Here is a 23,027-nt window from a genome sequence, read left to right as displayed (position 1 = left end):
AAGGAGCTGAGCGATGACGCAGCTTTCGGCTGCCCAGACGAAGCCCTCCGACGGCAGCAAGGCGCTGTACGGGGGCAAGGGCACACGCCGTATCACCGTCCGGGACATCGCCCTCGCCAAGGAGCGCGGCGAGAAGTGGCCCATGCTCACCGCCTACGACGCGATGACCGCGTCCGTCTTCGACGAGGCCGGCATCCCGGTGATGCTCGTCGGCGACTCGGCGGGCAACTGCCACCTCGGGTACGAGTCGACCGTGCCCGTCACCCTCGACGAGATGACCATGCTGTCCGCTGCCGTCGTACGGGGCACCAGCCGCGCCCTGATCGTGGGCGACCTGCCCTTCGGCTCCTACCAGGAGGGCCCGGTGCAGGCGCTGCGCTCGGCGACCCGGCTGGTCAAGGAGGCCGGGGTCGGCGCGGTCAAGCTGGAGGGCGGCGAGCGCTCGCACCGCCAGATCGAGCTGCTGGTCGAGTCGGGCATCCCCGTGATGGCCCACATCGGCCTCACGCCGCAGTCCGTCAACGCGATGGGCTACCGCGTGCAGGGACGCGGCGAGGAGGCCGCGCAGCAGTTGCTGCGCGACGCCAAGGCCGTCCAGGACGCGGGCGCGTTCGCGGTCGTCCTGGAGCTGGTCCCGGCGGAGCTGGCGGCGGAGGTCACCCGGGTGCTCCACATCCCGACGGTCGGCATCGGCGCCGGGCCCGAGACCGACGCGCAGGTGCTCGTGTGGACCGACATGCTCGGGCTGACGGGTGGGCGGGTGCCGAAGTTCGTCAAGAAGTACGCGGACCTGCGGACGGTCATGGGCGACGCGGCGAAGGCGTTCGCGGAGGACGTCGTGGGTGGGACGTTCCCGCTGGAGGAGCACTCCGTCCACTAGGCGCGGAGACTTCACTGAGCCATAGCGGTACGACTGCGGCCCGCCGATCTTCCCCCGTCGGCGGGCCGCAGCTTTGTTTTTGGCCGGGGGCCCAGCGGGGTGGGGGTGCGGTTTCGTCGGCGGGTGCGGGTGAGTGGGGCTTCTCGCGCAGTTCCCCGCGCCCCTAAAGACCAGGCCCCTGCGGGCCTGAAAGACCATGGCCCTGCGGGCCTGAAAGGCGACGGGGCTGCGGGATGAAAAGCACGGGGCGCAGCCCCTGCTTTTCAGGGGCGCGGGGAACTGCGCGAACGGCCCCCACTCACCCGCACCCGCTGACGAACCGAACCCCCCACCCCCTACCGCGCCCGGCCCCCTACCCCCGTGTCGGCGACCTGTCGGTGGTTTGTCGGTGAGGGCTGGGACCGTCGTTCTCATGACACGAATCGACAAGAACGCCAGCGGCGCGAAGGGCGCTGTCGCCGTGCGGGGGCTGGTCAAGCACTACGGGGAGACCAGGGCGCTGGACGGTGTCGACCTGGATGTGCGGGAGGGCACGGTGATGGGCGTGCTCGGCCCGAACGGGGCCGGCAAGACCACGCTCGTACGGTGCCTGTCCACACTGATCACACCGGACGCGGGACACGCGATCGTGGCCGGGTACGACGTCGTACGGCAGCCGCGCCAGCTGCGTCGGGTCATCGGCCTGACCGGCCAGTACGCGTCCGTGGACGAGAAGCTCTCCGGCTTCGAGAACCTGTACATGATCGGCCGTCTGCTCGACCTGCCCCGCAAGGAGGCGAAGAGCCGCGCTACCGGTCTGCTGGAGCGGTTCTCGCTCACCGAGGCGGCCGGGCGCCCGGCGGGGACGTACTCCGGCGGTATGCGGCGGCGGCTCGACCTGGCCGCGTCCATGATCGGCAGCCCGGCCGTGCTGTACCTGGACGAGCCGACGACCGGCCTGGACCCGCACACCCGCAACGAGGTGTGGGCCGAGGTGAAGCGGATGGTCAGTGACGGTGTGACCGTGCTGCTGACCACCCAGTACATGGAGGAGGCCGAGCAGCTGGCCTCCGAGCTGACCGTGATCGACCGGGGCAAGGTGATCGCCGGCGGCCGGATCGAGGAGCTGAAGGCCCAGGTCGGCGGCCGTACTCTGCGGGTCCGGACGGCCGACCCTGTGCACCTGCGTCCACTGGCCACGAAGCTGGACGACCTGGGGATCACCGGGCTCGCCACCACCACCGTGGACACCGGGACCGGCACCCTCCACGTGCCGATCCTCAGCGACGAGCAACTGACCGCCGTCGTCGGCGCGATCACCGCGCGCGGCGTCACCATCGCCTCGATCAGCACCGAACTGCCCAGCCTGGACGAGGTGTTCCTGTCGCTCACCGGTCACAAGGCCAGTGCCCCGCAGGACACCACCCCGACCCCCGCGTACGAGGAGGCCGCCGTATGAGTGCCACCACCCTGCCCACCACGGGCGAGGCCGACGGCCGGATCGGGCTGCGGGCCCACGCCCGGCACACCGGGGCGCTCGTCCGCCGCAATCTGCTGTGGATCCGGCAGGACCCGGAGTCGATGTTCGACGCGGTGCTGATGCCGATCGTGTTCACCCTGCTCTTCGTCTACGTCTTCGGCGGCTCCATCGGGCAGGCGCTGGGCGGCGGCCAGGAGCAGTACGTGCAGTACGTGGTGCCGGGCCTGATGGCGATGATGGGCATGAACATCGCCATGGGCGTCGGCACGGGCTTCAACGAGGACTTCCAGAAGGGCGTCATGGACCGGTTCCGGTCCCTGCCGATCGGCCGGTCCTCGGTGCTGCTCGCGAAGATCTCCGTCGAACTGCTGCGCATGCTGGTCGCCACGACGATTCTGCTGACCGTCGGTGTCCTCATCGGCTTCGACATCACCAACTGGCCCGGGCTGTTCGGGGCGGTCGGGCTGGCCGTCGTCTTCGGCTCGTCCCTGATGTGGATCTTCCTGGTGCTCGGCGTGACGATGAAGAACGCGCAGTCCGTGCAGGCCATGGGCTTCCTGGTGCTGTTCCCGCTGCAGTTCGGCTCGTCGATCTTCGCGCCGACCCAGTCCATGCCGGGCTGGCTGCAGACGTTCACCGACTACAACCCGCTGTCGTCCCTCGCGGACGCCGCGCGCGGGCTGATGACGGGCGGGCCCATCGCCCACGACCTGCTGGTCACCCTCGGCTGGTCGGTGGCGCTGACAGCGGTGATGGCACCCATCGCGATCCACAAGTTCAAGACGAAGAGCTGACCACCGGGCCCGTACGGGTACGGCAGAGGGGTCAGACGAGGGCGACGGCCTCCTCCAGGGTGAGGGAGCCGCCCTCGGCGTACGCGGTGTCGTAGACCTCGTCGTCCAGCCGGGCCCGGGTCATCGCCTCGGCCATGGCCCGGGCCTCGGCCTCCATCGGGCTGGAGAAGTGTCCGGACGGCAGCAACGCGTCGGCCGCGCCGAGGAGCCGGGCCGCCTCACGGGCGCGGTCGCCGCCGTCGACGCCCGCGACGGATATGGCGGCGGTCACCAGATGGACGGCGGGCATATAGGGCGCGACCGTCAGGGACAGCCGGTCCAGGCTCCGCTCCAGCGCCCTGCGCATCAGCCGCAGCGCCTCCTCGTGGTGTCCGGACACCGCCTCCAACCAGCCCTCGACGCCGATGACGTACCCCGCGAAGAGCACGTAGTCGGCGGCGTGGAAGTCCTGGCGCAGCAGGGTGAGCTGTTCCCTGGCCTCGGTCGTGCGCCCAGTGCGGCCGAGCCGGGCGGCGAGGTAGAGGCGGGCGATGGGCACCGCCTCGCGGGCGGCGGCACGGCGCCCCGAATCCAGCACGTCGAACAGCATCTTCTCGCCGCGCTCCGGGTCGCCGCTCTCGATGTACACACCGCCGAGCCGGACGCCGAGGACACCCAGCTGGGCGTTGGCACCGAGCCGTTCGGCGTACTCGATGGCACGTTCGTAGTCCGTGGCGGCGAGCGCGAACTCGCCCCGGCGTTCCAGCGACTCACCGCGCGCCGAGAGCGCCTCGGCAGCGCCCCAGGCGTCCCCGAGCCGGTCGAAGATCTCCAGCGCGTCGTCGGCGTCCGTGATCGCGTCGCCCGCCCAGTCGGAGCGGTTGGCCAGGAGGTTGGCCCGCAGCTGCAGGGTCTGCGCCAGCTCCCAGGTGTAGCCGAGGTCGCGGCAGGTACGGATGTTGGCGTCCAGGATGGCGCGCAGCCGGTCCATGTCGCCGGTCAGCAGGACGGCGTAGAACCACATGAAGCCGGGGAAGCGGCAGGTCTGCGGCTGGCCCGGCCGGTAGGTGGCGCTGATGACCCGCAGCTTCTCCTGTGCCTCGGAGGTCTGCCAGGCGGGCAACTCCATGTCCATGCAGGCCAGATGGACGAGGTGCACCCCGCGCCGGGCCTCGTCGAGGACTGCCGGGCTCATCGGGGGCGGCTGGTCGACGAGACGTTCGCGCAGGTCCGGGACGGGGCGCGCGGGCGCGGTGAACGGGTTCGGGCCGAGTTCCTTGACCTGGGCGGACCAGTGCCGGGCGTCGGTCTTCAGGTCGCGCATCTGCCAGTACCAGCACAGCGAGAGGATCAGGCAGAGCGCCTCCTGCTCGTCCCGCTCGGCGACGGCGTGCCTGAGCGCGGTGCGGATGTTCTCGTACTCCAGCTCCAGCAGCTCGATCGCGGCGCGCTGGCCTGAGCCGCGCAGCAACGGGTCGGTGAGGCGGACGAGTTCGCGGTAGTAGGTGAGGTGCGCGCGTTCGGCGGTGGGGCGGGTGCCCGTCTCGTCGAGCCGTTCGCCGGCGTACTCGGCGACGGTCTCCAGGAGGCGGTAACGCATCTCGCCGCCGGAGCCGTCGGTGGCGGCCGAAGGGGCGGCCACGACAAGGGACTTGTCCACGAGGGAGCCGAGCGCCTCCAGTGCGGCGGGGCCGCAGACGGCCTCGGCGGCGGCCAGGTCGCAGCCACCGGCGAACACCGACAGCCGCCGCAGGACGTCCCGTTCGTCCTCGTCGAGGAGTTCCCAGGACCAGTCGACGACCGCGCGCAGGGTCTGCTGCCGGGGCAGCACGGTGCGGCTGCCGGAGGTGAGCAGCCGAAAGCGGTCGTCGAGCCGGTCGGCGATCTGGCGGGGCGTCAGCATCCGCAGCCGGGCCGCCGCCAGCTCGATCGCGAGCGGCAGTCCGTCGAGGCGCCGGCAGATCTCGGCGGCGGCCTCCGGGTCGGCCTCGACGGTGAAACCGGGCCGGGCGGCCGCTCCCCGGTCGGCGAGCAGGCGCAGCGCGTGGGGCTGCGTCAGCGGTTCCACCGGGCGCAGCAACTCCCCCGGTACGCCGAGGGGTTCACGGCTGGTGGCCAGGACGGTCAGCCCCGGGCACCGTTGGAGGAGCTGGTCGACGAGGTGGGCGGCGGCGTCCACGACGTGTTCGCAGTTGTCGAGGATCAGCAGCATGCGGCGGCCGGCGCAGTGCTCGGCGAGGCGGACCAGGGGGTCGTCCGGGAGGTCCGCCGCGACGCGCATCTCCTCGGCGCCGGCGCCCCGCAGGACGGTCTCGCGGGCGCCGAGGGCGGTGAGGACGGCCTCCGGGACGTTCGCGGGGTCGTCGACGGGGGCGAGTTCGGCGAGCCAGACGCCGTCCGGCAGGGCCGGGGCGAGTGCCTCGCCGGCCTCCTGGGAGAGGCGGGTCTTGCCCGCGCCGCCGGGGCCGAGGAGGGTCACGAGGCGGGTGGTCGTGAGGTCGTCGCGGATCGTGTCTATGTCGGTGTCGCGGCCCACGAAGGAGGTGAGGCGGGCGCGGAGGTTTCCCGGGGGGCGGGTGGGGTGGGGGTGTCGGGGTGCGTTGATGGGTGCGTTGTCGGGTGCCGGTTCGTGGGGGTTGTCGCGCAGTTCCCCGCGCCCCTGACGGGGCGCTGGTTGGTCGAATCTCAGGAGTTCCGCGTGGAGTTTGCGCAGGGCGGGGCCGGGGGTCGTGCCCAGGCGGTCGGCCAGGAGGCGGCGTACCCGTTCGTACGCGGCCAGGGCCTCCGCCGTGCGGCCGGTGTCGCGGAGGGCGCGCAGGCGCAGGGCCTGCAGGGGTTCGTCGAGGGGGTGGGTGTCGCAGAGGGCGGTGAGGTCGGGGAGGGCGGTGTCGGGGCGGCCCAGGGCCAGAGCTGCGGTGAGACGGGTGCGCTGGGCGTCGAGGCGGCGGGTCTCCCAGCGGGCCGCCTCGGCGGCGCGGTCGGGGAGGTCGGCGAGGGGCGGGCCCTGCCAGAGGGCGAGCGCGTCGTCGAGGACGTCGGCGGCCTTGGCCGGGTCACCGTCGGCGAGCGCGCGGGCGCCCTCGTCCGTGAGGCGTTCGAAGCAGTGCAGGTCGACGTCGTCCCGGGTGGCCGTGAGCCGGTAGCCGCCGTTCACCGAGGCGACCGCGTCCGGGCCGAGCGCCCTGCGCAGCCGGCCGACCAGCGCCTGCAGTGCGCCGGGCGCGTCGGCGGGCGGGTCGTCGGACCACACCTCGTCGACGAGGACGGCCGCGGGCACCGTGCGTCCCGGCCGCAGCGCGAGCACGGTCAGCAGGGCACGCAGGCGTGCGCCCCCGACGGGGACGGGGGTGCCGTCGGACTGCAGGGCCTGGGTGGTGCCGAGGATGCGGTAGCGCACGAGGTCCATTGTCTCTGTCGGGATCGGAATCGGGTTCGAGTTCCGGGCGGGGTTCGGGTATGCCCCGCCATTCCCCCACCTTGCTAGGAACTCGAAGGCGATCGCGAGACGTTTTCGCCGTGTCCCGGTACCGTCGGGGCGTCCATACGAGTGATCGAGTCTGCATCGACACAGCTAGGAGTCCCATGACCACCGCCGCGACCCGCCGGAGCGACCGGAGGATCAGCCCTGTGTTCGTGGGAATCGTGGCCGTCATGGCGGTCACGGGATGGGCCACGTGGACCGGGTTCGCCGAGCAGCCCGGGCTGGCCGTCTTCCTGTTCGTGACCTCGGCGTGGATCGTCTCGCTGTGTCTGCACGAATACGCGCACGCCCGCACCGCGCTGCACAGCGGTGACATCTCCATCGGCGCGAAGGGCTATCTCACCCTCAACCCTCTGAAGTACACGCACGCCCTGCTCAGCATCGTGCTGCCCGTCGTCTTCGTGATCATGGGCGGGATCGGTCTGCCCGGTGGTGCCGTGTTCATCGAGCGGGGCCGGATCCAGGGCCGCTGGAAGCACAGTCTGATCTCGGCGGCGGGCCCGCTGACGAACGTGCTGTTCGCGGCCGTCTGTACCGCGCCCTTCTGGCTGGGCGTCACCGACGGCGTGCCGATGGCCTTCCTCTTCGCCCTCGCCTTCCTGGCGATGCTCCAGGTCACGGCGGCGATCCTGAACTTCCTGCCGGTGCCCGGCCTGGACGGCTACGGCGTCATCGAGCCCTGGCTGTCGTACAAGATCCGTCGCCAGGTGGAGCCGCTGGCGCCCTTCGGGCTGCTGCTGGTCTTCGCGGTGCTGTGGATCCCGGCGGTGAACGGCGTGTTCTGGGACGTGATCGACGCGTTCATGCGGGGCCTCGGCATCGAGGACCAGCTCTCCGACTGCGGCTACTGGCTCTACCGCTTCTGGCGCGAGGACAGCGACATCTGCCTCACCGGGATGTGACGGCCTCGCGCCCCTGCCTGGCCTTGCGGACGTAGTACCAGGTCATGTTGGACGACAGCCCTGCCATCAGCACCCACACCACACCCAGCCAGCTGCCCCGGCTGAACGAGACCACGGCCGCGGTGATCGCGAGGAGACAGACGACGAGCGCGTAGAGGGCGAGGCGCCGGGCCGGGCCGGGAGGGAGCAAGGGGGGCATGGGGGTCGGCTCCTTGGAAGGCGGTCGGACGAGGTTGTGCGTCGTCCAGTGTCCCCCATGCCCCGGGGCCGCGTGCGTCGGCTACACGTCCGTGAGGCGGATGCCCGCGTGGGCCTTGTAGCGGCGGTTCACGGAGATCAGGTTGGCGACCAGGGACTCGACCTGGTGGGCGTTGCGCAGCCGGCCGGCGAAGATGCCGCGCATCCCGGGGATGCGGCCGGCCAGCGCCTGCACGATCTCGACGTCGGCGCGCTCCTCGCCGAGGACCATCACATCGGTGTCGATCTCCTCGATCTCCGGGTCCTCCAGGAGGACGGCGGAGAGGTGGTGGAAGGCGGCGGTGACCCGTGAGTCCGGCAGCAGGGCGGCGGCCTGCTGCGCGGCGCTGCCCTCCTCCGGCTTCAGCGCGTAGGCGCCCTTCTTGTCGAAGCCGAGCGGGTTGACGCAGTCGACGACGAGCTTGCCGGCCAGTTCCTCGCGCAGCGACGTGAGGGTGTCGCCGTGCCCGTCCCACGGCACCGCGACGATCACGATGTCGCTGCGGCGGGCGGTCTCGGCGTTGTCGGCGCCCTCGACGCCGTACCCGAGGTCCTGGGCGACGCCCTGCGCGCGGTCGGCGGCCCGGGAGCCGATGATCACCTTCTGGCCGGCCTTGGCGAGACGGTAGGCGAGGCCCTTGCCCTGCGGACCGGTGCCGCCGAGCACGCCGACGACGAGCCCCGAGACGTCCGGCAGGTCCCAGGGGTCCTTGGCGGGGGCCTTCGCGGGGGTCTGCGCGGCGAACTGCTGTGCACTGTCAGTAGAGGTCATGGGCCGACTTTACGTGCGGGGCCGGCGTGGACGACGGTCAGGTGAGTGCGGTCAGGGGGATCCGGCGGAACGTGATCGTCTCGTACGCGCTGAAGTCGCCCGTCTCGTAGAGGAGTCCCACGGTGTCCCGGTCGACGCGTACGAGATCGGAGTACGCGGCGGGCAGTCCGTCGACGGTGTGGACGGGGCGCCAGGTGACGCCGCCGTCGTCGCTGGCGCGGACGGTCATCAGTGCGCGGAAGCCGGGGTCGGCGGGGCCGGAGTGGAGGAGCAGGTCGGGGTCGCGGAGCTGGAGGACGCTGCCCTCGACGACGGGGCCGACGATGCCCGCCTGCGGCCGGAACGGCTTGACCAGGCTCTCGCCGCCGTCCGCGGAGTGGGCGTCGGCGCGGGTGCCGGGGGACGGGGAGTCGTTGCGGGTGTTGAAGTAGATCCGACCGTCGGGGAGTTCGGCGGCGGTGGTCTCGTTGGCGTTGATGTAGCCGTCGGTGTTGTCGTCGACGTATCCGATGCGCCAGGTGGTGCCCGCGTCGTCGCTCAGCAGGCAGTGTCCGCCGTTGTACCTGCCCTCCGTGCCGTCGTCCGCGCCGGCGGGAGGCAGGGAGTGGTTGGCGGGGACGACCACGCGGCCGGTGGTGAGCTGGAGCGCGTGGCCGGGGGTGGTGGCGTACCACCGCCACTCGGGCTTCTTGGTCTGCCGGGTGATCTCCCTGGGGTCGGACCATGTCCGTCCCTCGTCGTCGCTGTGTCGCACCCAGACCCGACGGCCGTCCGCCGCGCTCACCTCGCCGCGGCGGATGGCGTCCTCCGTGGCGTGGGCGGCGTTGCGGACGTGGACCAGCAGGATCCGGCCGGTGTCGAGGACGACGGGGGCGGGGTTGCCGGCGAGGGCGTCGCCGTTGCCGGCGGCGACCTGGAGCGGGCCCCAGGTCCGGCCGCCGTCCGTCGACCGCTTCACCACGATGTCGATGTTCCCGAAGTCCTCCCGTCCGCCGACCCGTCCCTCGCAGAAGGCGAGCAGGGCGCCGGAGGGGGTGGCGACGACCGCCGGGATCCGGAAGCTGGCATAGCCTTCGCGGCCGGCCCGGAAGGGGACGCTGGACTGGGGCGTGGGGGTCATGAGGGGCTCCTGGGGTGGGGGGCGGCTCGTGGGGTGGTGGTGCGGTGCGTCCGTGGCGGTCGCTGTTCGGCCTGCGTGCCCGGCTGGGGCCAATTCGGGGTGAACACCGGGTCACGAGTCTCCGGTTGCGGCAGGATGCGGGCGCATGGATGCCGTACGGGTCGCGTTGTTGCGTGAGGTGCTCGCCGGGACGGAGTGGCTGGGGGCCACGCGGCGGTTCGCGGGGGCGCTGCGGGGATCCGTGGTGTCGTACGGCGGTGGGCTGCTGCTCGTCGGTACGGCCGAGTACGAGCCGTGGCACCTCGCGGCGCATCTGGTCGACGAGGCGGCCTGGTCCGGTACGCCGGAACTCGCCCCGACGCTCGTACGGCACTCCGCGCGGCCCTCGGACCCCGCGCACCTGGCGGTGGGGCTCGGCCGGGTGTCGGCGGCGCGGCGGGGCGAGACCCTGCTGGTGGTCGCGCCGTCCGCGCCGGGAGCCGCCCTGCTGGAGCGGGTGCACGACGCGCGGCGGGCCGGGGCGACGGTGCTGTCGCTGAACACCGGCGACCGGGAGCTCGACGCGCTGGCCCACGAGGCGTTGGCGGCGCCCGCCGAGCCGGTCGTCGACCTGGACACCGTGCAGCACCTGGTGAGCGCGGCCGCCGGGGAGGACGCGGTGCCGGAGCCGAGGGGGCGGCGCCGCTTCCGTGACCGCCTCTCCCGCCTCACCGACCGGCTGACGTCACCGCCTCCCACCCACTGGTGACGCCGGTCGCCCCACGAGCCTCGGTTCGCCACACGGGCCTCAGTGATCCCTGTTTCAACGAACCTTCACCCCTGTGTGTAGGAAGTGTGAGCACCGTGTGATTGAATCGCGTCAACTCGGCCAGGTGGCTTGTTTCCGCCTCTTGGTCTCCTGCGCCCCGCCCTCGGCAGAACGGGGGTGTCGTGCGCGCCCCCACGCGCACCGGACCGAGGCGCAGCTCATGTACGCCAGGGGAGGGCCCTACATGAACGCCACCGTCTCCAACTTCTACTACGGCGCCACGACCCCGGTCGCCGCGTACCTGATGGCCTGCCTCGGGGCGGCGCTCGGGCTGCGGTGCGCGACGCGGTCGCTGAGACGCCCGCACCACAGAGCCGGGTGGCTGACCCTGGGGGCCGTATCGATCGGCTGCGGCATCTGGACCATGCATTTCATCGCCATGATCGGCTTCAACGTCCAGGGCGCGCTGGTCAACTACGACATGTCGAAGACACTGCTCAGCCTGGCCGTCGCCATCGTCGTCGTCGCGGTCGGCGTGTTCCTCGTCGGCTACCGGGGCGGCTCGGCGCCGACCCTGGCGACGGCCGGCACGGTCACCGGGCTCGGTGTCGCGGCCATGCACTACCTCGGCATGGCCGCCGTGCACACCAACGGCACCCTCCACTACGACATCCCGACGGTGGTCCTGTCCGTCGCGATCGCCGTCGTGGCGGCCACGGCCGCCCTGTGGGCGGCCGTCTCCATCCACACGCTGTGGGCCAGCATCGGGGCGAGCGTGGTCATGGGTGTGGCCGTGACCGGGATGCACTACACGGGCATGGCCTCGGTCTCCGTCCACCTGACGGGCCGGTCCGACGTCTCGCAGTCCTCCGCCGACCTGCTGTCGTTCCTCCTTGCCATGCTCGCGGGCCCGCTCGTCGTCCTCCTGGTCGCCGCCGTCGTCGTCATGTTCGACCCCGACATGGTGCTCGGCGACGCCGACTGGGAGCACGCGGCTCGCGCGCCGCGCGAGGGTGGCGTCGGCGCCCCCGCACCGCACCAGGTCCCGCACGGCGGCAGGACCTCCGCCCCCACCGAGTGGTGAGGAGGGGGCCGCGGGATCAGGCGTCCGGCCCCGGGGACGGGGCGTCGTGCCAGCGCGGGTCCGTCTCCCACTCCTCGTTGCGCTCCCGGGCCGTCTCCATGGCCCGGGTGGCGTCCTGGCGGGAGGCATAGGGACCCATGCGGTCCTTGCCGGGGCAGTCGGGGCCCTCCTCGACCTTCTTGTGCTCCAGGCAGTAGAACCACTCACCGGGCTTGCCGGCCGTACGCCGTTTGAACAGGGGCATGAGCTGAGTTCCCTTCGCCAGTCCTCACCGACATGGTCCCCCACCACCGCTGGTTAAACTCGCTGGCATGTCTGGCCAGTCGCTGCTCGCACCGGGGAAGCTCTCCCCCGCCCGCCCCGTACCGGGGAACATCCGCCGTCCCGAGTACGTGGGCAAGCCCGCCCCGACTCCGTACACCGGGCCGGAGGTGCAGACCCCGGAGACGATCGAGGCGATGCGGATCGCCGGCCGGATCGCGGCCCGGGCGATGGCCGAGGCCGCCAAGCACATCGCCCCCGGGGTCACCACGGACGAGCTGGACCGGGTCGCGCACGAGTACATGTGCGACCACGGCGCCTACCCCTCGACGCTCGGCTACCGCGGCTTCCCCAAGTCGCTGTGCACCTCGGTCAACGAGGTCATCTGCCACGGCATCCCCGACTCGACCGTGCTGAACGACGGCGACATCGTGAACCTGGACGTGACGGCGTACATCGGCGGCGTCCACGGCGACAACAACGCCACCTACCTGGTCGGCGAGGTCGACGAGGAGTCGAAACTGCTCGTCGAGCGGACCCGGGAGTCGCTCGCCCGTGCCATCAAGGCCGTCAAGCCGGGACGGCAGATCAACATCATCGGGCGCGTCATCGAGTCGTACGCGAAGCGGTTCGGGTACGGGGTCGTGCGCGACTTCACCGGGCACGGGATCAACTCGTCGTTCCACTCCGGGCTGATCGTCCCGCACTACGACTCCCCGCACGCCACCACCCTGATCCAGACCGGGATGACCTTCACCATCGAGCCGATGCTGACGCTCGGGTCGTACGACTACGACATGTGGGACGACGGCTGGACGGTCGTGACCAAGGACCGCAAGCGGACCGCGCAGTTCGAGCACACGCTGGTGGTCACGGAGACCGGCGCGGAGATCCTCACGCTGCCGTAGAGCCACCGGTCCCGGCTCCGCTGCGGACCCCGCCCCCGCTTCGCCCTGTACGCAACCCGCCGCCGGCTCCCGCCGTGCGGCGGGTTCTTTCTTGCGCGGATTCCATGTGGGAGTGGCGGGGATTCGGGGTAGCGTTTTTACCGACAGGGAGTCGGGAACCTGTTGACTTAGGTAAGCCTAACCATAGAAACTGGCAACAGGTTCGCGTCCAACCCCATCGGCACCGGAGGCCTCCATGAACGCGTCGGTCACATCGGACACGGCGTTCTCCACGCTCATCCGCACGGCCTCGCACGAGCAGCACACCGAGGCGGAGAGCACGACGTTCATGGCCGACATGCTGGGCGGCAAACTCGGCGTCGAGGCGTACACGCGCTACACCGAGCAGCTGTGGTTCGTGTACGAGGCGCTGGAGAGCGCCGCACCCGGGCTGGCCCACGACCCGGTCGCGGGACCGTTCGTGCAGCCCGAGCTGATGCGGCTGGGCGCGCTGGAGCGGGACCTGGAGCATCTGCGCGGCCCCGGCTGGCGGTCGACGCTCACGGCGCTGCCGGCGACCGAGGAGTACGCGGCGCGGGTCGCGGAGTGCGCGCGTACCTGGGCCGGCGGGTATGTGGCCCACCACTACACGCGGTATCTCGGGGACCTGTCGGGTGGGCAGATCATCCGGGACCGGGCCGAGAAGACGTGGGGGTTCGCCAAGAAGGGCGACGGGGTGCGGTTCTACGTCTTCGAGGAGATCACCAACCCGGCCGCGTTCAAGCGGGGGTACCGGGAGCTGCTGGACCGGGTGCGGGCCGACGAGCTGGAGAAGCAGCGGATCGTGGGTGAGTGCAAGCGGGCGTTCGCGCTCAACACCGCGGTCTTTCTTGCCTTGGGGGACGAGTTTCGGTTGAGTGCGTGAGCGCGGCGCTCGCTGGGGCGGGGGGCACTGAGGTCGTGGGATCAGTGCGGCTGAGTGGGGGCTGGTCGCGCAGTTCCCCGCGCCCCTGAAAAACGGGGGTGCCACCTAGCTCCCCAGAGCGCCCCTAGCGTTCCAAGAACACCCTGCCCCCGACCTCCACCCAGCCGTGCGGCTGCGGGGCCGTGAGGAGTTGGGAGCCTGTGCCCTGGGTGATGTTCAGGGCTCGGCCGAGGTGGGCGGTGAGTTGGAGGGCCGCGGCGCCGGTGGCCTCGTCCTCCTCGATGCCGTCGTCGCGGCCGGGGAAGGCGCGGGCGCGGATACGGCCGGCGGCCTCATCCTCCCAGGCCCAGGCGTAGATCCACTCGCCGGGGGGCGGTATGCGCAGGTCGTCGACCTCGGCGGCGGAGGCGTACTGGCGGAAGGTGCGGGGCGGGGCCCACTCCGGCAGGGCCTCGATCCAGCTGAACTCGCCGTCCAGCCGGGCGCCGACGAGTCCGGCCGGGGTGACCAGCTCGGGCGCGTCGAGCAGCCAGGCCGCGCCCACGCAGGGGTGTCCGGCGAAGGGCAGGCGCTGCGAGGGGGTGTAGATGTCGATGACACCGCGCTCGGGGTCGTCCACGAACACGGTCTCGCTGAAGCCGAGTTTGGCGGCGAACTCCTGGCGCTCGGTGCGGTCGGGCATGACGGAGCCCTCACGGACGACGCCCAGTTCGTTGCCGTATCCGCCGCGGGGTCCGCAGAACACCCGCAGCACATCGAAGTCGGTCACCCCCGCATTGAAACATCAACCGGGCCCCGGGTCGTACCAGGTCACCGCGCCGTCGCCGGAACGACCGGCAGCCCCGAACCCACCCGTGAGAGGACCAAGTGACCGTACTGGACAAGCCGGTTGATCCGGAGAGATCCGACGACACCGACGGCATCAATGACACCGATGACACCGGCGACTCGGACGGGGCCCGGCGTCGGCGTGCCCCGCTGCTCCTCACCGTCGGTCTCGTCGCCGCGCTGTTCGTGTTGATCCCGGTCGCCGGCGGGCTCGGGGCCTACCCGATCCCCACCGGGGACGTGATCTCCTCGGTCGCCCATCGGATCGGGCTCGGCGGGGCGGAGCTGGCACGCGTGCCCGAGTCGGTGCTGTGGAACGTGAGGTTCCCGAGGATCGTGCTGGCGTTGCTGATCGGCGCGTCGCTCGGGTGCGCGGGGGCGCTGATGCAGGGCGTCTTCGGCAACCCGCTGGCGGAGCCGAGTGTCATCGGGGTCTCGCTGGGCGCGGCGGTGGGCGCGGTCGCGGCGATCGCGTTCGGGATGACGTTCCTCGGGAACTGGACGGTCTCGGTCCTCGCGTTCGTCGCCGGGCTGATCACCGTGTTCGTGGTGTACGCGATGTCGCGGTCGGGGGGCCGGACCGAGGTCGTGACGCTGATCCTCACGGGTATCGCGGTGAACGCGTTCGCCGGTGCCACGATCGGGCTGTTCATCTTCCTCGCGGAGGACACGGCGGCCGTCAACCAGATCACGTTCTGGCAGCTGGGCTCGCTCGCGCAGTCGACGTGGCCGAAGGTGCTGGCCGTGCTGCCGTGCGCGGTGATCGGGCTGGCCGTGGCACCGTTCTACGCCCGCAGGCTGGACCTGCTCGCGCTCGGTGAGCGGCCGGCGCGGCATCTCGGGGTGGACGTGGAGCGGCTGCGGGTCGTGCTGATCCTGGTCGTCGCGCTGCTGACCGCCGCCGCCGTGAGCGTGTCGGGCGTCATCGGGTTCGTGGGGCTCGTCGTGCCGCATCTGCTGCGGATGGCGGCGGGGCCGGGGCACCGGTTCCTGATCCCGGGCAGTGCGCTCGCCGGGGCGGTCGTCCTGCTGGCGGCGGACCTCGCGGCCCGCACGATCGTCCAGCCGGCCGAGCTGCCCCTGGGCGTCCTCACCGCCCTGATCGGCAGCCCGTTCTTCTTCTGGCTGCTCCGCAGGACCCGTCGCAGGCAGGGAGGCTGGGCATGAGGGCGGCATCGGACGCGGGGTCCACGACAGGCACGGGGTACGTCCGCCGGCTCCTCCGGGGGCGTTTCGGCCCGGGGGCGCCCACTCCCCCGCCCCCGTCCCGCCCCGGTGACGTCCTCGCGGAGGCCGACGCTGTCGCCGTCCGCCTCGGGGCGCGCGAGGTCCTGCGCGGCGTGTCCGTCGCGGCCCGCGCGGGAGAGGTGCTCGCGCTGGTCGGGCCCAACGGCGCGGGCAAGTCGACGCTGCTGGGCGCGCTGGCGGCGGACCTGCCGGTGGCCGGTGGAGTCGTACGGGTGCACGGGCGGCCGGTGCGTGAGTGGTCGGCGCCCGAACTGGCCCTGCGCCGGGCCGTGTTGCCGCAGTCCGCCACCCTGTCGTTCCCCTTCACCGTGGAGGAGGTCGTCCGCATGGGGCGGGCCCCCTGGGCGCGGCAACCGGGCGGAGGCGGCGTGAAGGACTCCGACGACGTGGCCGTGGCGGAGGCGATGGCGGTGACCGAGGTGGCCGGGTTCGCGGCGCGGCCCTTCTCCGCGCTGAGCGGCGGCGAGCGCGCCCGGGTGGCGCTGGCGCGGGTGCTCGCGCAGCGGGCGCCGCTGCTGATGCTGGACGAGCCGACGGCCGCGCTGGACCTCCGGCACCAGGAGTTGGTGCTGCGGGTGTGCCGGGAGCGGGCGGGGGCCGGGGACGCGGTGGTCGTCGTCCTGCACGACCTCGGGCTGGCGGCGGCGTACGCGGACCGGGTGGCGGTGCTGCGCGACGGGCGGATCGCGGCGGACGGGCCGCCGGCCGACGTCTTCGAGGAGGGGCTGCTGTCGGAGGTGTACCGGCAGCCGGTGGAGGTGTTCCCGCATCCGCGGACCGGTGCTGTCCTGATCACACCGAGACGGGGTTCCTGACCGACCGTGGCGGCCCTGGCCGCCGTCACCGGCTGCACCGAGAAGAGCGGCGCGGGCGCGGCCGGCGTCCTCGCGTACGGCTCCCACGGCCTCCAGGAGGCCGACTTCGTCCCCGGCCTGACCGACAAGGCGTTCGACATCCCCGGGACGATCCCGCCGGACAGCTGGTACGGCACGCTCCTGAAGGGTGTGTTCACCTTCCAGCCCGACCGACGGTCCTCCAAGTCACGGTCTGGGTCCTCTATCCGGTCCCGACGCTCGCGCTGTTCCTGGCCCCGGTAGGGTTCGCCTCCGGGAAGGGGAAGGTGAAGATTCCTGATGAGCAGGGTGCGCGGGGTTCGGAGCCCACTGAGGCTTCGTGAGGTTCGTCCGGTTCGTACGGTCGGGAGGTTCCTCGGGCTTCGTCTCCGGGGCGGGGTTCGTCACCGGGGCGGGCTTCGCGCGTACGGGCGTGGCGCGCTGGTGACCACGGCGGTGACCGCGCTGTCGCTGACGGCGAGCGGGTGCGTGGTGGTCCGGGGCGACCTGGAGATCCTTCCCGCCGCGACCCGGGCGGAGGCGGAGCGCGCGCTGCAGGACTTCACCACCGCGTACAACAAGGCGGACAAGGCCAACGACCAGTCCCAGGACGCCTCCCGGGTCACCGGCGCGCTCGCCGACATCGACGGCGGCAAGCTCCGCTCGGGCGCGAAGCTCAACCCGGGCGGCAATCCGAACCATGTGCCGCTGAAGCTGGCCGACGTCACGTACACGATCCCGGAGAAGGCGGCGTGGCCGCGCTGGTTCGTCGTCGACGCCACCGCCAACAAGGGCAACGCGACGGACCGCTGGCTGTTCGTGTTCACCCGGGACGGGCTGACCGATCTGTGGGAGGTCTCCTTCCTCACGATCGTGCCGGCCGCCGACATGCCCGAGTTCAAGAAGGACGAGGACGGCTACGCCCAGGCGGTGCGGCCCGACGACGCCGAACTCTCCGTGGAACCGGCGCAGTTGCCCGACCGGTACGTGACGTACCTGGAGGAGGACAGCGCGCTCTTCGCGGACGGACCGTACACCTCCGAGGAGCGCGCGCGGCGCCAGCGGAACGCGGAGAAGCCGGGCCTGGCGCGGCAGTACATCGACGAGGCCCTCACCAACGGTGACTACGCGCCGGTGGGGCTGCGCACCACGGACGGCGGGGCGCTGGTCTTCTTCACCACCCGCACCTACCAGAAGCAGACCGCCGCGCCGGGGGTGAGCATCCCCGTCAACGACGCGGCCGTGCGGGCCCTGATGACGGGCGAGCCGAAGCAGTCCCTGACCCTGGAGTTCGTGTACAACCAGGCGGTGCTCGACCCGGCGAAGACGGAGTCCGACCAGCAGGTGCGGGTCGTGAGCCAGGTGGGCGGGCTGACGGGCGCCAAGGGCGAGTGACCGCGGGGCCCCGGGCGGCGCACCGCCGGCGGTCCGGGTGTCAACCGCGGGAGGGCCAGGCCGTGTTCGCGTGGTCGGGCTGCTCGCCCACATGGCGTGAGCAGGCGTCGGTGAGGATCTCCAGCAGGCTGAGCGGGTCCGGCAGCGGGTGCTCGGGGCCGCGTACCCAGTGGACGCCGAGGTCACCGGGGAGCCGGGCCGGCGGGACGAGGACGTAGGACCCCCGGCAGTGCCAGCGCAGGCCCGGGTGCTCGTCCATGGTCTCGGGGTGGCAGTCCAGCTCGCAGGGCCACCATTCGTCCTCGTCCTCGGGGGTGCCCCGGGTGAGGGTGAAGAAGAGGAGCCGTCCGTCGTCGGACTCGGACTCGAACTCCGCTACGGGGCCCACCTCGATCCCGGCTGCGAGCAGCCGCTCCAGGGCCTCGCGTCCGGCGGCGAGCGGGACGTCCAGCACGTCGTGGACCATGCCCGTCGCGGTGATGAAGTTGGCCTGCGGCTGGTGCCGGGCCCAGCGCTCGATCTGGCCGCGGTCGGTGGTGGACTGCGTCTGCCAGGCGAACGACACCGGGTGCCGGGCGGGGGTGGGACAGCCGACGCGGTCGCACGAACACCGGAAGCCCGAGGGGTACGCGGCGGGCGCGAGCGGGAGTCCGGCGGAGGCCGCGGCGAGCAGCAGCTCCTCACGGCCGGTGTCGTCGGCGGCCTGGTCGAGCGGGCGGCCGGTACGCCGGGCACGCAGCCACTCGGAGAACCTGCCCTGCCGACCGGTCCGGCCGCCGAACGTCGCGCTCATCTATCGCCTCGCCTCGCTGTGGTGCGGACAGCATGTCCCCATGGTCCCACCATCCTGCGCCGCGGGTGGCCGGAGCCCACATCCGGGGTACGTGGGGCGATGCCGGAGCGCGGACAGGGATGACGGGTTATCCCGTGCTTTGAGGTGATTTACCGTCCACGTGCCGGCCCCGCCCGATCGGCACCGGGTCGCCTTGGTCACACCCGGGCGGGGTCGCCGGCTCAGCGGGGCGCGAGGCCGTGCAGGGCGTACTCGACGAGGGCGTCCGTGTACGCGTGGGAGATGGGGCCCGTGTGCTGCAGCCAGCGCTGGGCGAGCGGGGAGACGAAGAGCTCCAGGGCGATCCGCGGGTCGATGTCGGGGCGCACGGCGCCCTGCTCCTGGGCCGCGCGCAGGCGCTTCACATACAACTGGAGCTGGGGTTCCAGCAGTTTGCCGACGAACTCGACGCCGAGCTCCCGGTTGACCACCCCCTCGGCGGCCAGGGCGCGGGAGGGGACCTCGAACTTGGGGTCGAGGAGTTCGTCGACGGTCGCACGCAGGACGGCCTTGAGGTCGGCTTCGAGGTCCCCGGTGTCCGGGATCTCGTACTCGGCGTGCTCACCGATCACCTCGGGCCGGGCGGCCGCCTCCGCCGCCTGGTTGCTCAGATCGAGGAACGCCTCCAGCAGGACCTCCGCCTTCGAGGACCACCACCGGTAGATCGTCTGCTTGCCGACGCCGGCGCGGGCGGCGATGCCCTCGATCGTCGTCTTCTGGTATCCGACCTCCCCGACGAGGGCGAGGGCGGCGTCGTAGATGGCGCGACGCGACTTCTCGCTGCGCCGGGCGGAATCAGGGGCGGTCTTCTTGGCCATGCCGCGAATTTATCAGGTTGACAAGACGGTGCGTCTCGCCGCATGGTGGTGGAACGTCGACGAGACGCACCGTCTCGTCTCTGGAAGGGAGACCGTCATGACCCGAGGTGGAGCAGGAAACATGCTGGGAGTGGGCGGCGCCCGTCGGCACCTGGGCCGCGAGGCCCTGCGCGGCGGCCCCGCGGGCGGCCGCGTCGGCGGTGGCCTCGACCCCCAGGCCCAGAAGCGGGAACTGCTGCGCAAGCTGCAGGAGAAACGGCAGGAAGGACGGGCGGCTACGGCTACGGACGGTACGGCGGAGGACCGTACGGCCGACGAGTCGTCGTGAACCGGCCGGGGGACCGCTGTCTCAGCGGTCCCCGAGGCGGTGGTGGAGCTGGACGGCCCGGAGGGTGAGCCCTTCCGGGCTGGTCAGCCGCAACGCGGGGCGACCTGGGCCGGGGTCTCCGGCGGGTAAACGGGATGCGCAAGGTCGCTCACACCGCCGATCCGATGGCCGGTCCCGGTGGTGATCTTCGTGGACCGACGCGAGTCCTGCTCGTCCACCGCGAACTGCCAGCCGAGGGTGGCGGCGAAGAAGGCGGCGGTGCCGGGCAGGTCACGGGTCTTGAGGTCCATCCAGCAGAAACCGCCGGGGGAACCGGGACGGGCGGTCATCCGCTCGACTCCGGTGCGGTCGGCTCGGGTCCGCTCGACTTGGCTGCCGTCGACTCCGGTCCGGTCGACTCGGGCGCCGTCGACTCAGACGCGGTCGGCTCCGGTGCGGTCGGCTCAGGTCCGGCCATCTCCAGCACACCGACCGTCTGGCCCCCGCTGGTCTCCCCCGTCGTGCGGAAGCCGAGGCCGAGGTAGAAGGGCTCCGGGCCGTCGGGGCCGGGGTGCCAGGTGACGTGGACGCGGTCTCCGCCTCGGCGGCGGATCTCGGCGGCCACGGACTCGACGGCGAAGCGGCCGTAGCCCCTCCCCTGCTCGTCGGCGGCGATGTTGAGCCGCCAGAGCCCGGAGCGGATGTCGGTGCCCGAGCCGTCGCCCTTCCAGTCGATGTCGAGGAAGGCCATCAGGAAGCCGACGGCGCGGTCGCCGTCCATGATGAGCCGGGGCCAGGCGACCCCGGGGTGGACGTACGCCTCGGCAAGAGACTGCACGACCGGCTCGACCAGGTGTTCCTGGTCGGGGCGGACGCGTACGCCGAGCGCGGCGTCGAGGTTGGCGGGGGATATCTCGGCCAGGTGCGGGGTGGTGGACATGATCGAAGACATAGCCGGAGGCCGCATGGACGGCGCAACTGTTTTTCGATCGCGGGGCCCCTGTGGTGGGCCTCAGGACACCTGGTCGTCGTCGCCCACGGCCGGTGGCCAGGCATCGCCCCAGTCCGCGTCGCGGGCCGCACGGTAGAGGAGACCGTGGCGTTTGGTGACGGTGGTGCGGCTGAGGGACGGCTCGGACTGGCAGAGGTCGAGGAGGACCTGGCCCTTGCGGATCTGGGGCCTGCGGACGACACGGGAGGGGGCCGGGGCCGGGGGGAAGCGGGTGGCGGCGACGTAGCTGAACTTCTCGTCCTCGTACGGCAGGGAGCCGCCCTTGACCTGACGGTGCAGGGAGGAGCGGCTGACCCGGGCCGAGAAGTGGCACCAGTCCTCGCCGGGGACGATGGGGCAGGCGGCGCTGTGCGGACAGGGCGCGGCGATGTGGAAACCGGCGGCGATCAGCCGGTCGCGGGCCTCGATGACACGGGCGTAGCCGTCGGGGGTGCCGGGCTCGATGATCACGACGGCCCTGGCGGCGGTCGCGGCCGCCTCGACGACGGCCGTGCGGTCGGCCGCGGTCAGCTCGCCCAGGACGTAGGAGACGGTGACCAGGTCGGTGTCCTCGATGGTGAGCGCCGAGCCGATGCGGGAGCGCTGCCACTCGGCGGTCTTCAGTTCCGGGTTCGCCGCGGCGATCTCCCGCCCGAGCGCGAGCGCCGGCTCCGCCCAGTCGAGCACGGTGACCGGCCGCGTGCCCTCCCAGGTCGCGTTCACCGCCCAGGTCGCCGCGCCCGTGCCCCCGCCGACGTCCACATGACCGCCGGGCGCCCACCCGGGCACCGCCGCGGCGAACGCCTCCAGCGCCGAGCACACGGCCTCGAACGTCGCCGGCATCCGGTAGGCCGCGTACGCGACGACGTCCGAGCGGTCCCGCAGCACGGGCGCGTCCGTCGGCGTCCGCCCCCGGTAGTTCGCGATCAGCCGCTCGACCGCCTGCGTGGCCGACTTCGGCGGCAACCCGTCGAGCAGGCCGGCGAGGGCGGTGCGGAGGGTGTCGGCCGAGGAGGACGGCGAGGAGGGGGTGGAGGCGGGGGCGTTCACGGGGTGATTCTACGAGCGGGCGCGAGTACGGCGGGCGCCTCGGGGCCGGCCCCCGCCCGGGTCGGGCCCCAGGGTGCCGGCGGCTGCGGCGCCGGGGCCCAGCCCCGAGCGCCGCCCCGTCACATCCCCCTTACCGCACGGGCCAGGCGGGTGCCCGCTGACGCGCGGGCCCTGTTGATCGGGTCGCGGCGGCGGGGGTGGACCGCGTTGGTGAGGAGGATGAGGAAGGTGTCCGTCGCCCGGTCCAGGACCAGGGACGTGCCCGTGAAGCCGGTGTGGCCCGCCGCTCCCCTGCCCGCCAGCTCGCCCATGAACCAGGGCTGGTCGACGGCGAAGCCGAGGCCCGGTGGGGTCAGCATCAGCTCGACGAAGTCGGGGCCGAGTATGCGGGCGGGGCCGTAGGAGCCGCCCGCCAGCAGGGTGCGGCAGAAGACGGCGAGGTCACGGGCGGTGGAGAAGAGACCCGCGTGACCGGCGACCCCGCCGAGGGACCAGGCGTTCTCGTCGTGGACCCGGCCGCGGATCATGCCCCGCTCCGCCTTCGCCCAGGGCCGGCGCTGGTCCTCCGTCGCCGCGGCGGCCGGGCAGGGGCCGAAGGTCGTCGACGCCATGCCCAGGGGGTGGGTGATGCCGTCGCGGATCAGCGCGTCGAGGGTCCGGCCGGTGAGGCGTTCCAGGACGTGCTGGAGGAGCAGGAGGTTCAGGTCGGAGTAGACGTGGGCCGTGCCGGGGGCCGCCGTCGGGGCCTCCGCGCGAAGCATCGCCAGGCGGGCGGCCGGCGACGGGCAGTCGTACAGCGGGAGTTCGGGGCGCAGCCCGGAGGTGTGGGTGAGGAGGTGGCGGACGGTGAGGCCGTGCGCGGCGGCGCCCGTGAAGTCGGGGAGGAACGCCGCCACCTTCGCGTCGATGCCGAGGGTGCCGCGCTCCAGTTGTTGGACGGCGGCCACGGCGGTGAAGAGCTTGGTGAGGGAGGCCAGGTCGAAAGGGGTGTCCGGCCGCGCCGGGACCCGGGAGTCGGGCGGCAGCTCCACTCCGGCGTCGGCATGCTCGTCGTAGGCCTCGTAGCGGACGGCCCAGCCCGCGGCCTCCTCGACGGCCACGACGGGGCCGCGTCCGGCGAGGACGACGGCTGCGGGGGCCCGGGGGGTGTCGCCCTCCGTCAGCGCGCGCACCTCTCGCGTGAGATGGCGCAGTTC

General features: G+C 72.3%; 23 protein-coding genes and 2 pseudogenes. 13 read left to right on the top strand and 12 right to left on the bottom strand.

Features of this window, described 5'->3' with window-relative positions; translation table 11 throughout:
• Nucleotides 1–13 precede the first annotated feature (13 nt).
• The 3 genes from panB to ACZ9QC_RS30475 all read left to right on the top strand — a co-directional run bounded on the left by panB (nucleotide 14) and on the right by ACZ9QC_RS30475 (nucleotide 3,133).
• Nucleotides 14–880, top strand: a complete 867-nt coding sequence (gene panB, locus ACZ9QC_RS30485; RefSeq protein WP_472916045.1) for a 3-methyl-2-oxobutanoate hydroxymethyltransferase — start codon at nucleotides 14–16, stop codon at nucleotides 878–880.
• A gap of 412 nt (nucleotides 881–1,292) precedes the next feature.
• Nucleotides 1,293–2,318 carry an ATP-binding cassette domain-containing protein gene (locus ACZ9QC_RS30480; RefSeq protein WP_472916044.1) on the top strand — a complete coding sequence of 342 codons (1,026 nt, stop codon included), beginning with the start codon at nucleotides 1,293–1,295 and terminating at the stop codon, nucleotides 2,316–2,318.
• A complete protein-coding gene (locus ACZ9QC_RS30475) occupies nucleotides 2,315–3,133 on the top strand; it encodes an ABC transporter permease (protein WP_215454931.1) in 819 nt (272 codons plus the stop codon). The genes ACZ9QC_RS30480 and ACZ9QC_RS30475 overlap by 4 nt, the downstream gene beginning before the upstream one ends.
• A gap of 31 nt (nucleotides 3,134–3,164) precedes the next feature.
• Here ACZ9QC_RS30475 and ACZ9QC_RS30470 read toward each other — a convergent pair whose 3' ends face one another.
• Nucleotides 3,165–6,518 carry an AfsR/SARP family transcriptional regulator gene (locus tag ACZ9QC_RS30470; protein WP_472916043.1) on the bottom strand — a complete coding sequence of 1,118 codons (3,354 nt, stop codon included), beginning with the start codon at nucleotides 6,516–6,518 and terminating at the stop codon, nucleotides 3,165–3,167.
• A 176-nt stretch (nucleotides 6,519–6,694) separates the two neighbouring features.
• Here ACZ9QC_RS30470 and ACZ9QC_RS30465 point away from each other — a divergent pair, with 176 nt between their 5' ends.
• Nucleotides 6,695–7,495, top strand: coding sequence for a site-2 protease family protein (locus ACZ9QC_RS30465; RefSeq protein WP_472916042.1), 801 nt, complete (start codon nucleotides 6,695–6,697; stop codon nucleotides 7,493–7,495).
• On the opposite strand, the gene ACZ9QC_RS30460 is transcribed toward ACZ9QC_RS30465, so the two are convergent.
• The 3 genes from ACZ9QC_RS30460 to ACZ9QC_RS30450 all read right to left on the bottom strand — a co-directional run bounded on the left by ACZ9QC_RS30460 (nucleotide 7,482) and on the right by ACZ9QC_RS30450 (nucleotide 9,624).
• The gene (locus tag ACZ9QC_RS30460; protein WP_472916041.1) at nucleotides 7,482–7,694 is read right to left on the bottom strand and encodes a hypothetical protein; all 213 of its coding nucleotides are present in this window, start codon (nucleotides 7,692–7,694) and stop codon (nucleotides 7,482–7,484) included. The two genes, ACZ9QC_RS30465 and ACZ9QC_RS30460, sit on opposite strands and share 14 nt — an antisense overlap.
• 81 nt (nucleotides 7,695–7,775) lie before the next feature.
• Nucleotides 7,776–8,504 (bottom strand): NADPH-dependent F420 reductase, encoded by a 729-nt coding sequence (gene npdG, locus ACZ9QC_RS30455; RefSeq protein ID WP_472916040.1) that lies wholly within the window; start codon nucleotides 8,502–8,504, stop codon nucleotides 7,776–7,778.
• A gap of 37 nt (nucleotides 8,505–8,541) precedes the next feature.
• Nucleotides 8,542–9,624, bottom strand: coding sequence for a sialidase family protein (locus tag ACZ9QC_RS30450; protein ID WP_472916039.1), 1,083 nt, complete (start codon nucleotides 9,622–9,624; stop codon nucleotides 8,542–8,544).
• Nucleotides 9,625–9,769: 145 nt separating this feature from the next.
• Here ACZ9QC_RS30450 and ACZ9QC_RS30445 point away from each other — a divergent pair, with 145 nt between their 5' ends.
• Together ACZ9QC_RS30445 and ACZ9QC_RS30440 are read left to right on the top strand one after the other, a co-directional pair.
• Nucleotides 9,770–10,372 carry a hypothetical protein gene (locus tag ACZ9QC_RS30445; protein WP_472916038.1) on the top strand — a complete coding sequence of 201 codons (603 nt, stop codon included), beginning with the start codon at nucleotides 9,770–9,772 and terminating at the stop codon, nucleotides 10,370–10,372.
• Nucleotides 10,373–10,616: 244 nt separating this feature from the next.
• Nucleotides 10,617–11,456, top strand: coding sequence for an MHYT domain-containing protein (locus ACZ9QC_RS30440; protein ID WP_472916037.1), 840 nt, complete (start codon nucleotides 10,617–10,619; stop codon nucleotides 11,454–11,456).
• Between the two features lie 16 nt (nucleotides 11,457–11,472).
• Here the strand turns inward: ACZ9QC_RS30440 and ACZ9QC_RS30435 are convergent, their stop codons facing one another.
• Nucleotides 11,473–11,700 (bottom strand): hypothetical protein, encoded by a 228-nt coding sequence (locus tag ACZ9QC_RS30435; RefSeq protein ID WP_467293145.1) that lies wholly within the window; start codon nucleotides 11,698–11,700, stop codon nucleotides 11,473–11,475.
• A 67-nt stretch (nucleotides 11,701–11,767) separates the two neighbouring features.
• On the opposite strand from ACZ9QC_RS30435, the gene map reads away from it, so the two are divergent.
• Both map and ACZ9QC_RS30425 read left to right on the top strand, forming a co-directional pair.
• Entirely contained in the window at nucleotides 11,768–12,625 is an 858-nt protein-coding gene (map, locus tag ACZ9QC_RS30430) for a type I methionyl aminopeptidase (protein WP_472916036.1), read from the top strand.
• 235 nt (nucleotides 12,626–12,860) lie between these two features.
• The gene (locus ACZ9QC_RS30425; RefSeq protein ID WP_472916035.1) at nucleotides 12,861–13,529 is read left to right on the top strand and encodes a biliverdin-producing heme oxygenase; all 669 of its coding nucleotides are present in this window, start codon (nucleotides 12,861–12,863) and stop codon (nucleotides 13,527–13,529) included.
• 124 nt (nucleotides 13,530–13,653) lie between these two features.
• On the opposite strand, the gene ACZ9QC_RS30420 is transcribed toward ACZ9QC_RS30425, so the two are convergent.
• Complete coding sequence (locus ACZ9QC_RS30420) at nucleotides 13,654–14,298, bottom strand: PhzF family phenazine biosynthesis protein (protein WP_472916034.1); 645 nt, start codon at nucleotides 14,296–14,298, stop codon at nucleotides 13,654–13,656.
• Between the two features lie 209 nt (nucleotides 14,299–14,507).
• On the opposite strand from ACZ9QC_RS30420, the gene ACZ9QC_RS30415 reads away from it, so the two are divergent.
• The 4 genes and pseudogenes from ACZ9QC_RS30415 (at nucleotide 14,508) to ACZ9QC_RS30400 (ending at nucleotide 17,833) form a co-directional block, all read left to right on the top strand.
• Entirely contained in the window at nucleotides 14,508–15,524 is a 1,017-nt protein-coding gene (locus tag ACZ9QC_RS30415) for a FecCD family ABC transporter permease (RefSeq protein ID WP_472921854.1), read from the top strand.
• Nucleotides 15,521–16,420: a heme ABC transporter ATP-binding protein gene (locus ACZ9QC_RS30410; protein ID WP_472916033.1), complete on the top strand. Its 900-nt coding sequence runs from the start codon at nucleotides 15,521–15,523 to the stop codon at nucleotides 16,418–16,420. Before ACZ9QC_RS30415 ends, ACZ9QC_RS30410 begins: the two co-directional genes overlap by 4 nt.
• 57 nt (nucleotides 16,421–16,477) lie before the next feature.
• A pseudogene (locus ACZ9QC_RS30405) lies at nucleotides 16,478–16,782 on the top strand (FTR1 family protein); the annotation flags it as partial.
• Entirely contained in the window at nucleotides 16,739–17,833 is a 1,095-nt protein-coding gene (locus ACZ9QC_RS30400) for an SCO2278 family lipoprotein (RefSeq protein ID WP_472916032.1), read from the top strand. The pseudogene ACZ9QC_RS30405 and the gene ACZ9QC_RS30400, both read left to right, overlap by 44 nt.
• Before the next feature lie 40 nt (nucleotides 17,834–17,873).
• Here ACZ9QC_RS30400 and ACZ9QC_RS30395 read toward each other — a convergent pair whose 3' ends face one another.
• Complete coding sequence (locus tag ACZ9QC_RS30395; RefSeq protein ID WP_472916031.1) at nucleotides 17,874–18,626, bottom strand: bifunctional DNA primase/polymerase; 753 nt, start codon at nucleotides 18,624–18,626, stop codon at nucleotides 17,874–17,876.
• 221 nt (nucleotides 18,627–18,847) lie between these two features.
• On the bottom strand, nucleotides 18,848–19,483 hold the full coding sequence (locus ACZ9QC_RS30390; RefSeq protein WP_472916030.1) for a TetR/AcrR family transcriptional regulator: 636 nt from the start codon (nucleotides 19,481–19,483) through the stop codon (nucleotides 18,848–18,850).
• Between the two features lie 121 nt (nucleotides 19,484–19,604).
• Here ACZ9QC_RS30390 and ACZ9QC_RS30385 point away from each other — a divergent pair, with 121 nt between their 5' ends.
• Nucleotides 19,605–19,811 (top strand): DUF6243 family protein, encoded by a 207-nt coding sequence (locus tag ACZ9QC_RS30385; RefSeq protein WP_472916029.1) that lies wholly within the window; start codon nucleotides 19,605–19,607, stop codon nucleotides 19,809–19,811.
• Nucleotides 19,812–19,894: 83 nt separating this feature from the next.
• Here the strand turns inward: ACZ9QC_RS30385 and ACZ9QC_RS30380 are convergent, their stop codons facing one another.
• The 4 genes and pseudogenes from ACZ9QC_RS30380 to ACZ9QC_RS30365 form a co-directional block, all read right to left on the bottom strand.
• Nucleotides 19,895–20,140 carry a VOC family protein gene (locus ACZ9QC_RS30380; RefSeq protein ID WP_472916028.1) on the bottom strand — a complete coding sequence of 82 codons (246 nt, stop codon included), beginning with the start codon at nucleotides 20,138–20,140 and terminating at the stop codon, nucleotides 19,895–19,897.
• 125 nt (nucleotides 20,141–20,265) lie between these two features.
• A pseudogene (locus ACZ9QC_RS30375) lies at nucleotides 20,266–20,730 on the bottom strand (GNAT family N-acetyltransferase); the annotation flags it as partial.
• A 72-nt stretch (nucleotides 20,731–20,802) separates the two neighbouring features.
• Nucleotides 20,803–21,831, bottom strand: coding sequence for a small ribosomal subunit Rsm22 family protein (locus ACZ9QC_RS30370; protein ID WP_472916027.1), 1,029 nt, complete (start codon nucleotides 21,829–21,831; stop codon nucleotides 20,803–20,805).
• 119 nt (nucleotides 21,832–21,950) lie between these two features.
• Complete coding sequence (locus tag ACZ9QC_RS30365; protein WP_472916026.1) at nucleotides 21,951–23,003, bottom strand: serine hydrolase domain-containing protein; 1,053 nt, start codon at nucleotides 23,001–23,003, stop codon at nucleotides 21,951–21,953.
• Nucleotides 23,004–23,027: the final 24 nt, after the last annotated feature.

Source organism: Streptomyces sp. HUAS MS02, from assembly GCF_055702265.1.
The sequence above is the reverse complement of the archived record's forward strand: the minus strand, read 5'-3'. Positions and strand labels throughout refer to the sequence as shown.

Bases quoted from the DNA above. Each gene is read 5' to 3' on its own strand.
- panB (WP_472916045.1), top strand. From the start codon at position 14: ATGACGCAGCTTTCGGCTGCCCAGACGAAGCCCTCCGACGGCAGCAAG.
- ACZ9QC_RS30480 (WP_472916044.1), top strand. From the start codon at position 1,293: ATGACACGAATCGACAAGAACGCCAGCGGCGCGAAGGGCGCTGTCGCC.
- ACZ9QC_RS30475 (WP_215454931.1), top strand. From the start codon at position 2,315: ATGAGTGCCACCACCCTGCCCACCACGGGCGAGGCCGACGGCCGGATC.
- ACZ9QC_RS30470 (WP_472916043.1), bottom strand. From the start codon at position 6,518: ATGGACCTCGTGCGCTACCGCATCCTCGGCACCACCCAGGCCCTGCAG.
- ACZ9QC_RS30465 (WP_472916042.1), top strand. From the start codon at position 6,695: ATGACCACCGCCGCGACCCGCCGGAGCGACCGGAGGATCAGCCCTGTG.
- ACZ9QC_RS30460 (WP_472916041.1), bottom strand. From the start codon at position 7,694: ATGCCCCCCTTGCTCCCTCCCGGCCCGGCCCGGCGCCTCGCCCTCTAC.
- npdG (WP_472916040.1), bottom strand. From the start codon at position 8,504: ATGACCTCTACTGACAGTGCACAGCAGTTCGCCGCGCAGACCCCCGCG.
- ACZ9QC_RS30450 (WP_472916039.1), bottom strand. From the start codon at position 9,624: ATGACCCCCACGCCCCAGTCCAGCGTCCCCTTCCGGGCCGGCCGCGAA.
- ACZ9QC_RS30445 (WP_472916038.1), top strand. From the start codon at position 9,770: ATGGATGCCGTACGGGTCGCGTTGTTGCGTGAGGTGCTCGCCGGGACG.
- ACZ9QC_RS30440 (WP_472916037.1), top strand. From the start codon at position 10,617: ATGAACGCCACCGTCTCCAACTTCTACTACGGCGCCACGACCCCGGTC.
- ACZ9QC_RS30435 (WP_467293145.1), bottom strand. From the start codon at position 11,700: ATGCCCCTGTTCAAACGGCGTACGGCCGGCAAGCCCGGTGAGTGGTTC.
- map (WP_472916036.1), top strand. From the start codon at position 11,768: ATGTCTGGCCAGTCGCTGCTCGCACCGGGGAAGCTCTCCCCCGCCCGC.
- ACZ9QC_RS30425 (WP_472916035.1), top strand. From the start codon at position 12,861: ATGAACGCGTCGGTCACATCGGACACGGCGTTCTCCACGCTCATCCGC.
- ACZ9QC_RS30410 (WP_472916033.1), top strand. From the start codon at position 15,521: ATGAGGGCGGCATCGGACGCGGGGTCCACGACAGGCACGGGGTACGTC.
- ACZ9QC_RS30400 (WP_472916032.1), top strand. From the start codon at position 16,739: ATGAGCAGGGTGCGCGGGGTTCGGAGCCCACTGAGGCTTCGTGAGGTT.
- ACZ9QC_RS30395 (WP_472916031.1), bottom strand. From the start codon at position 18,626: ATGAGCGCGACGTTCGGCGGCCGGACCGGTCGGCAGGGCAGGTTCTCC.
- ACZ9QC_RS30390 (WP_472916030.1), bottom strand. From the start codon at position 19,483: ATGGCCAAGAAGACCGCCCCTGATTCCGCCCGGCGCAGCGAGAAGTCG.
- ACZ9QC_RS30385 (WP_472916029.1), top strand. From the start codon at position 19,605: ATGCTGGGAGTGGGCGGCGCCCGTCGGCACCTGGGCCGCGAGGCCCTG.
- ACZ9QC_RS30380 (WP_472916028.1), bottom strand. From the start codon at position 20,140: ATGACCGCCCGTCCCGGTTCCCCCGGCGGTTTCTGCTGGATGGACCTC.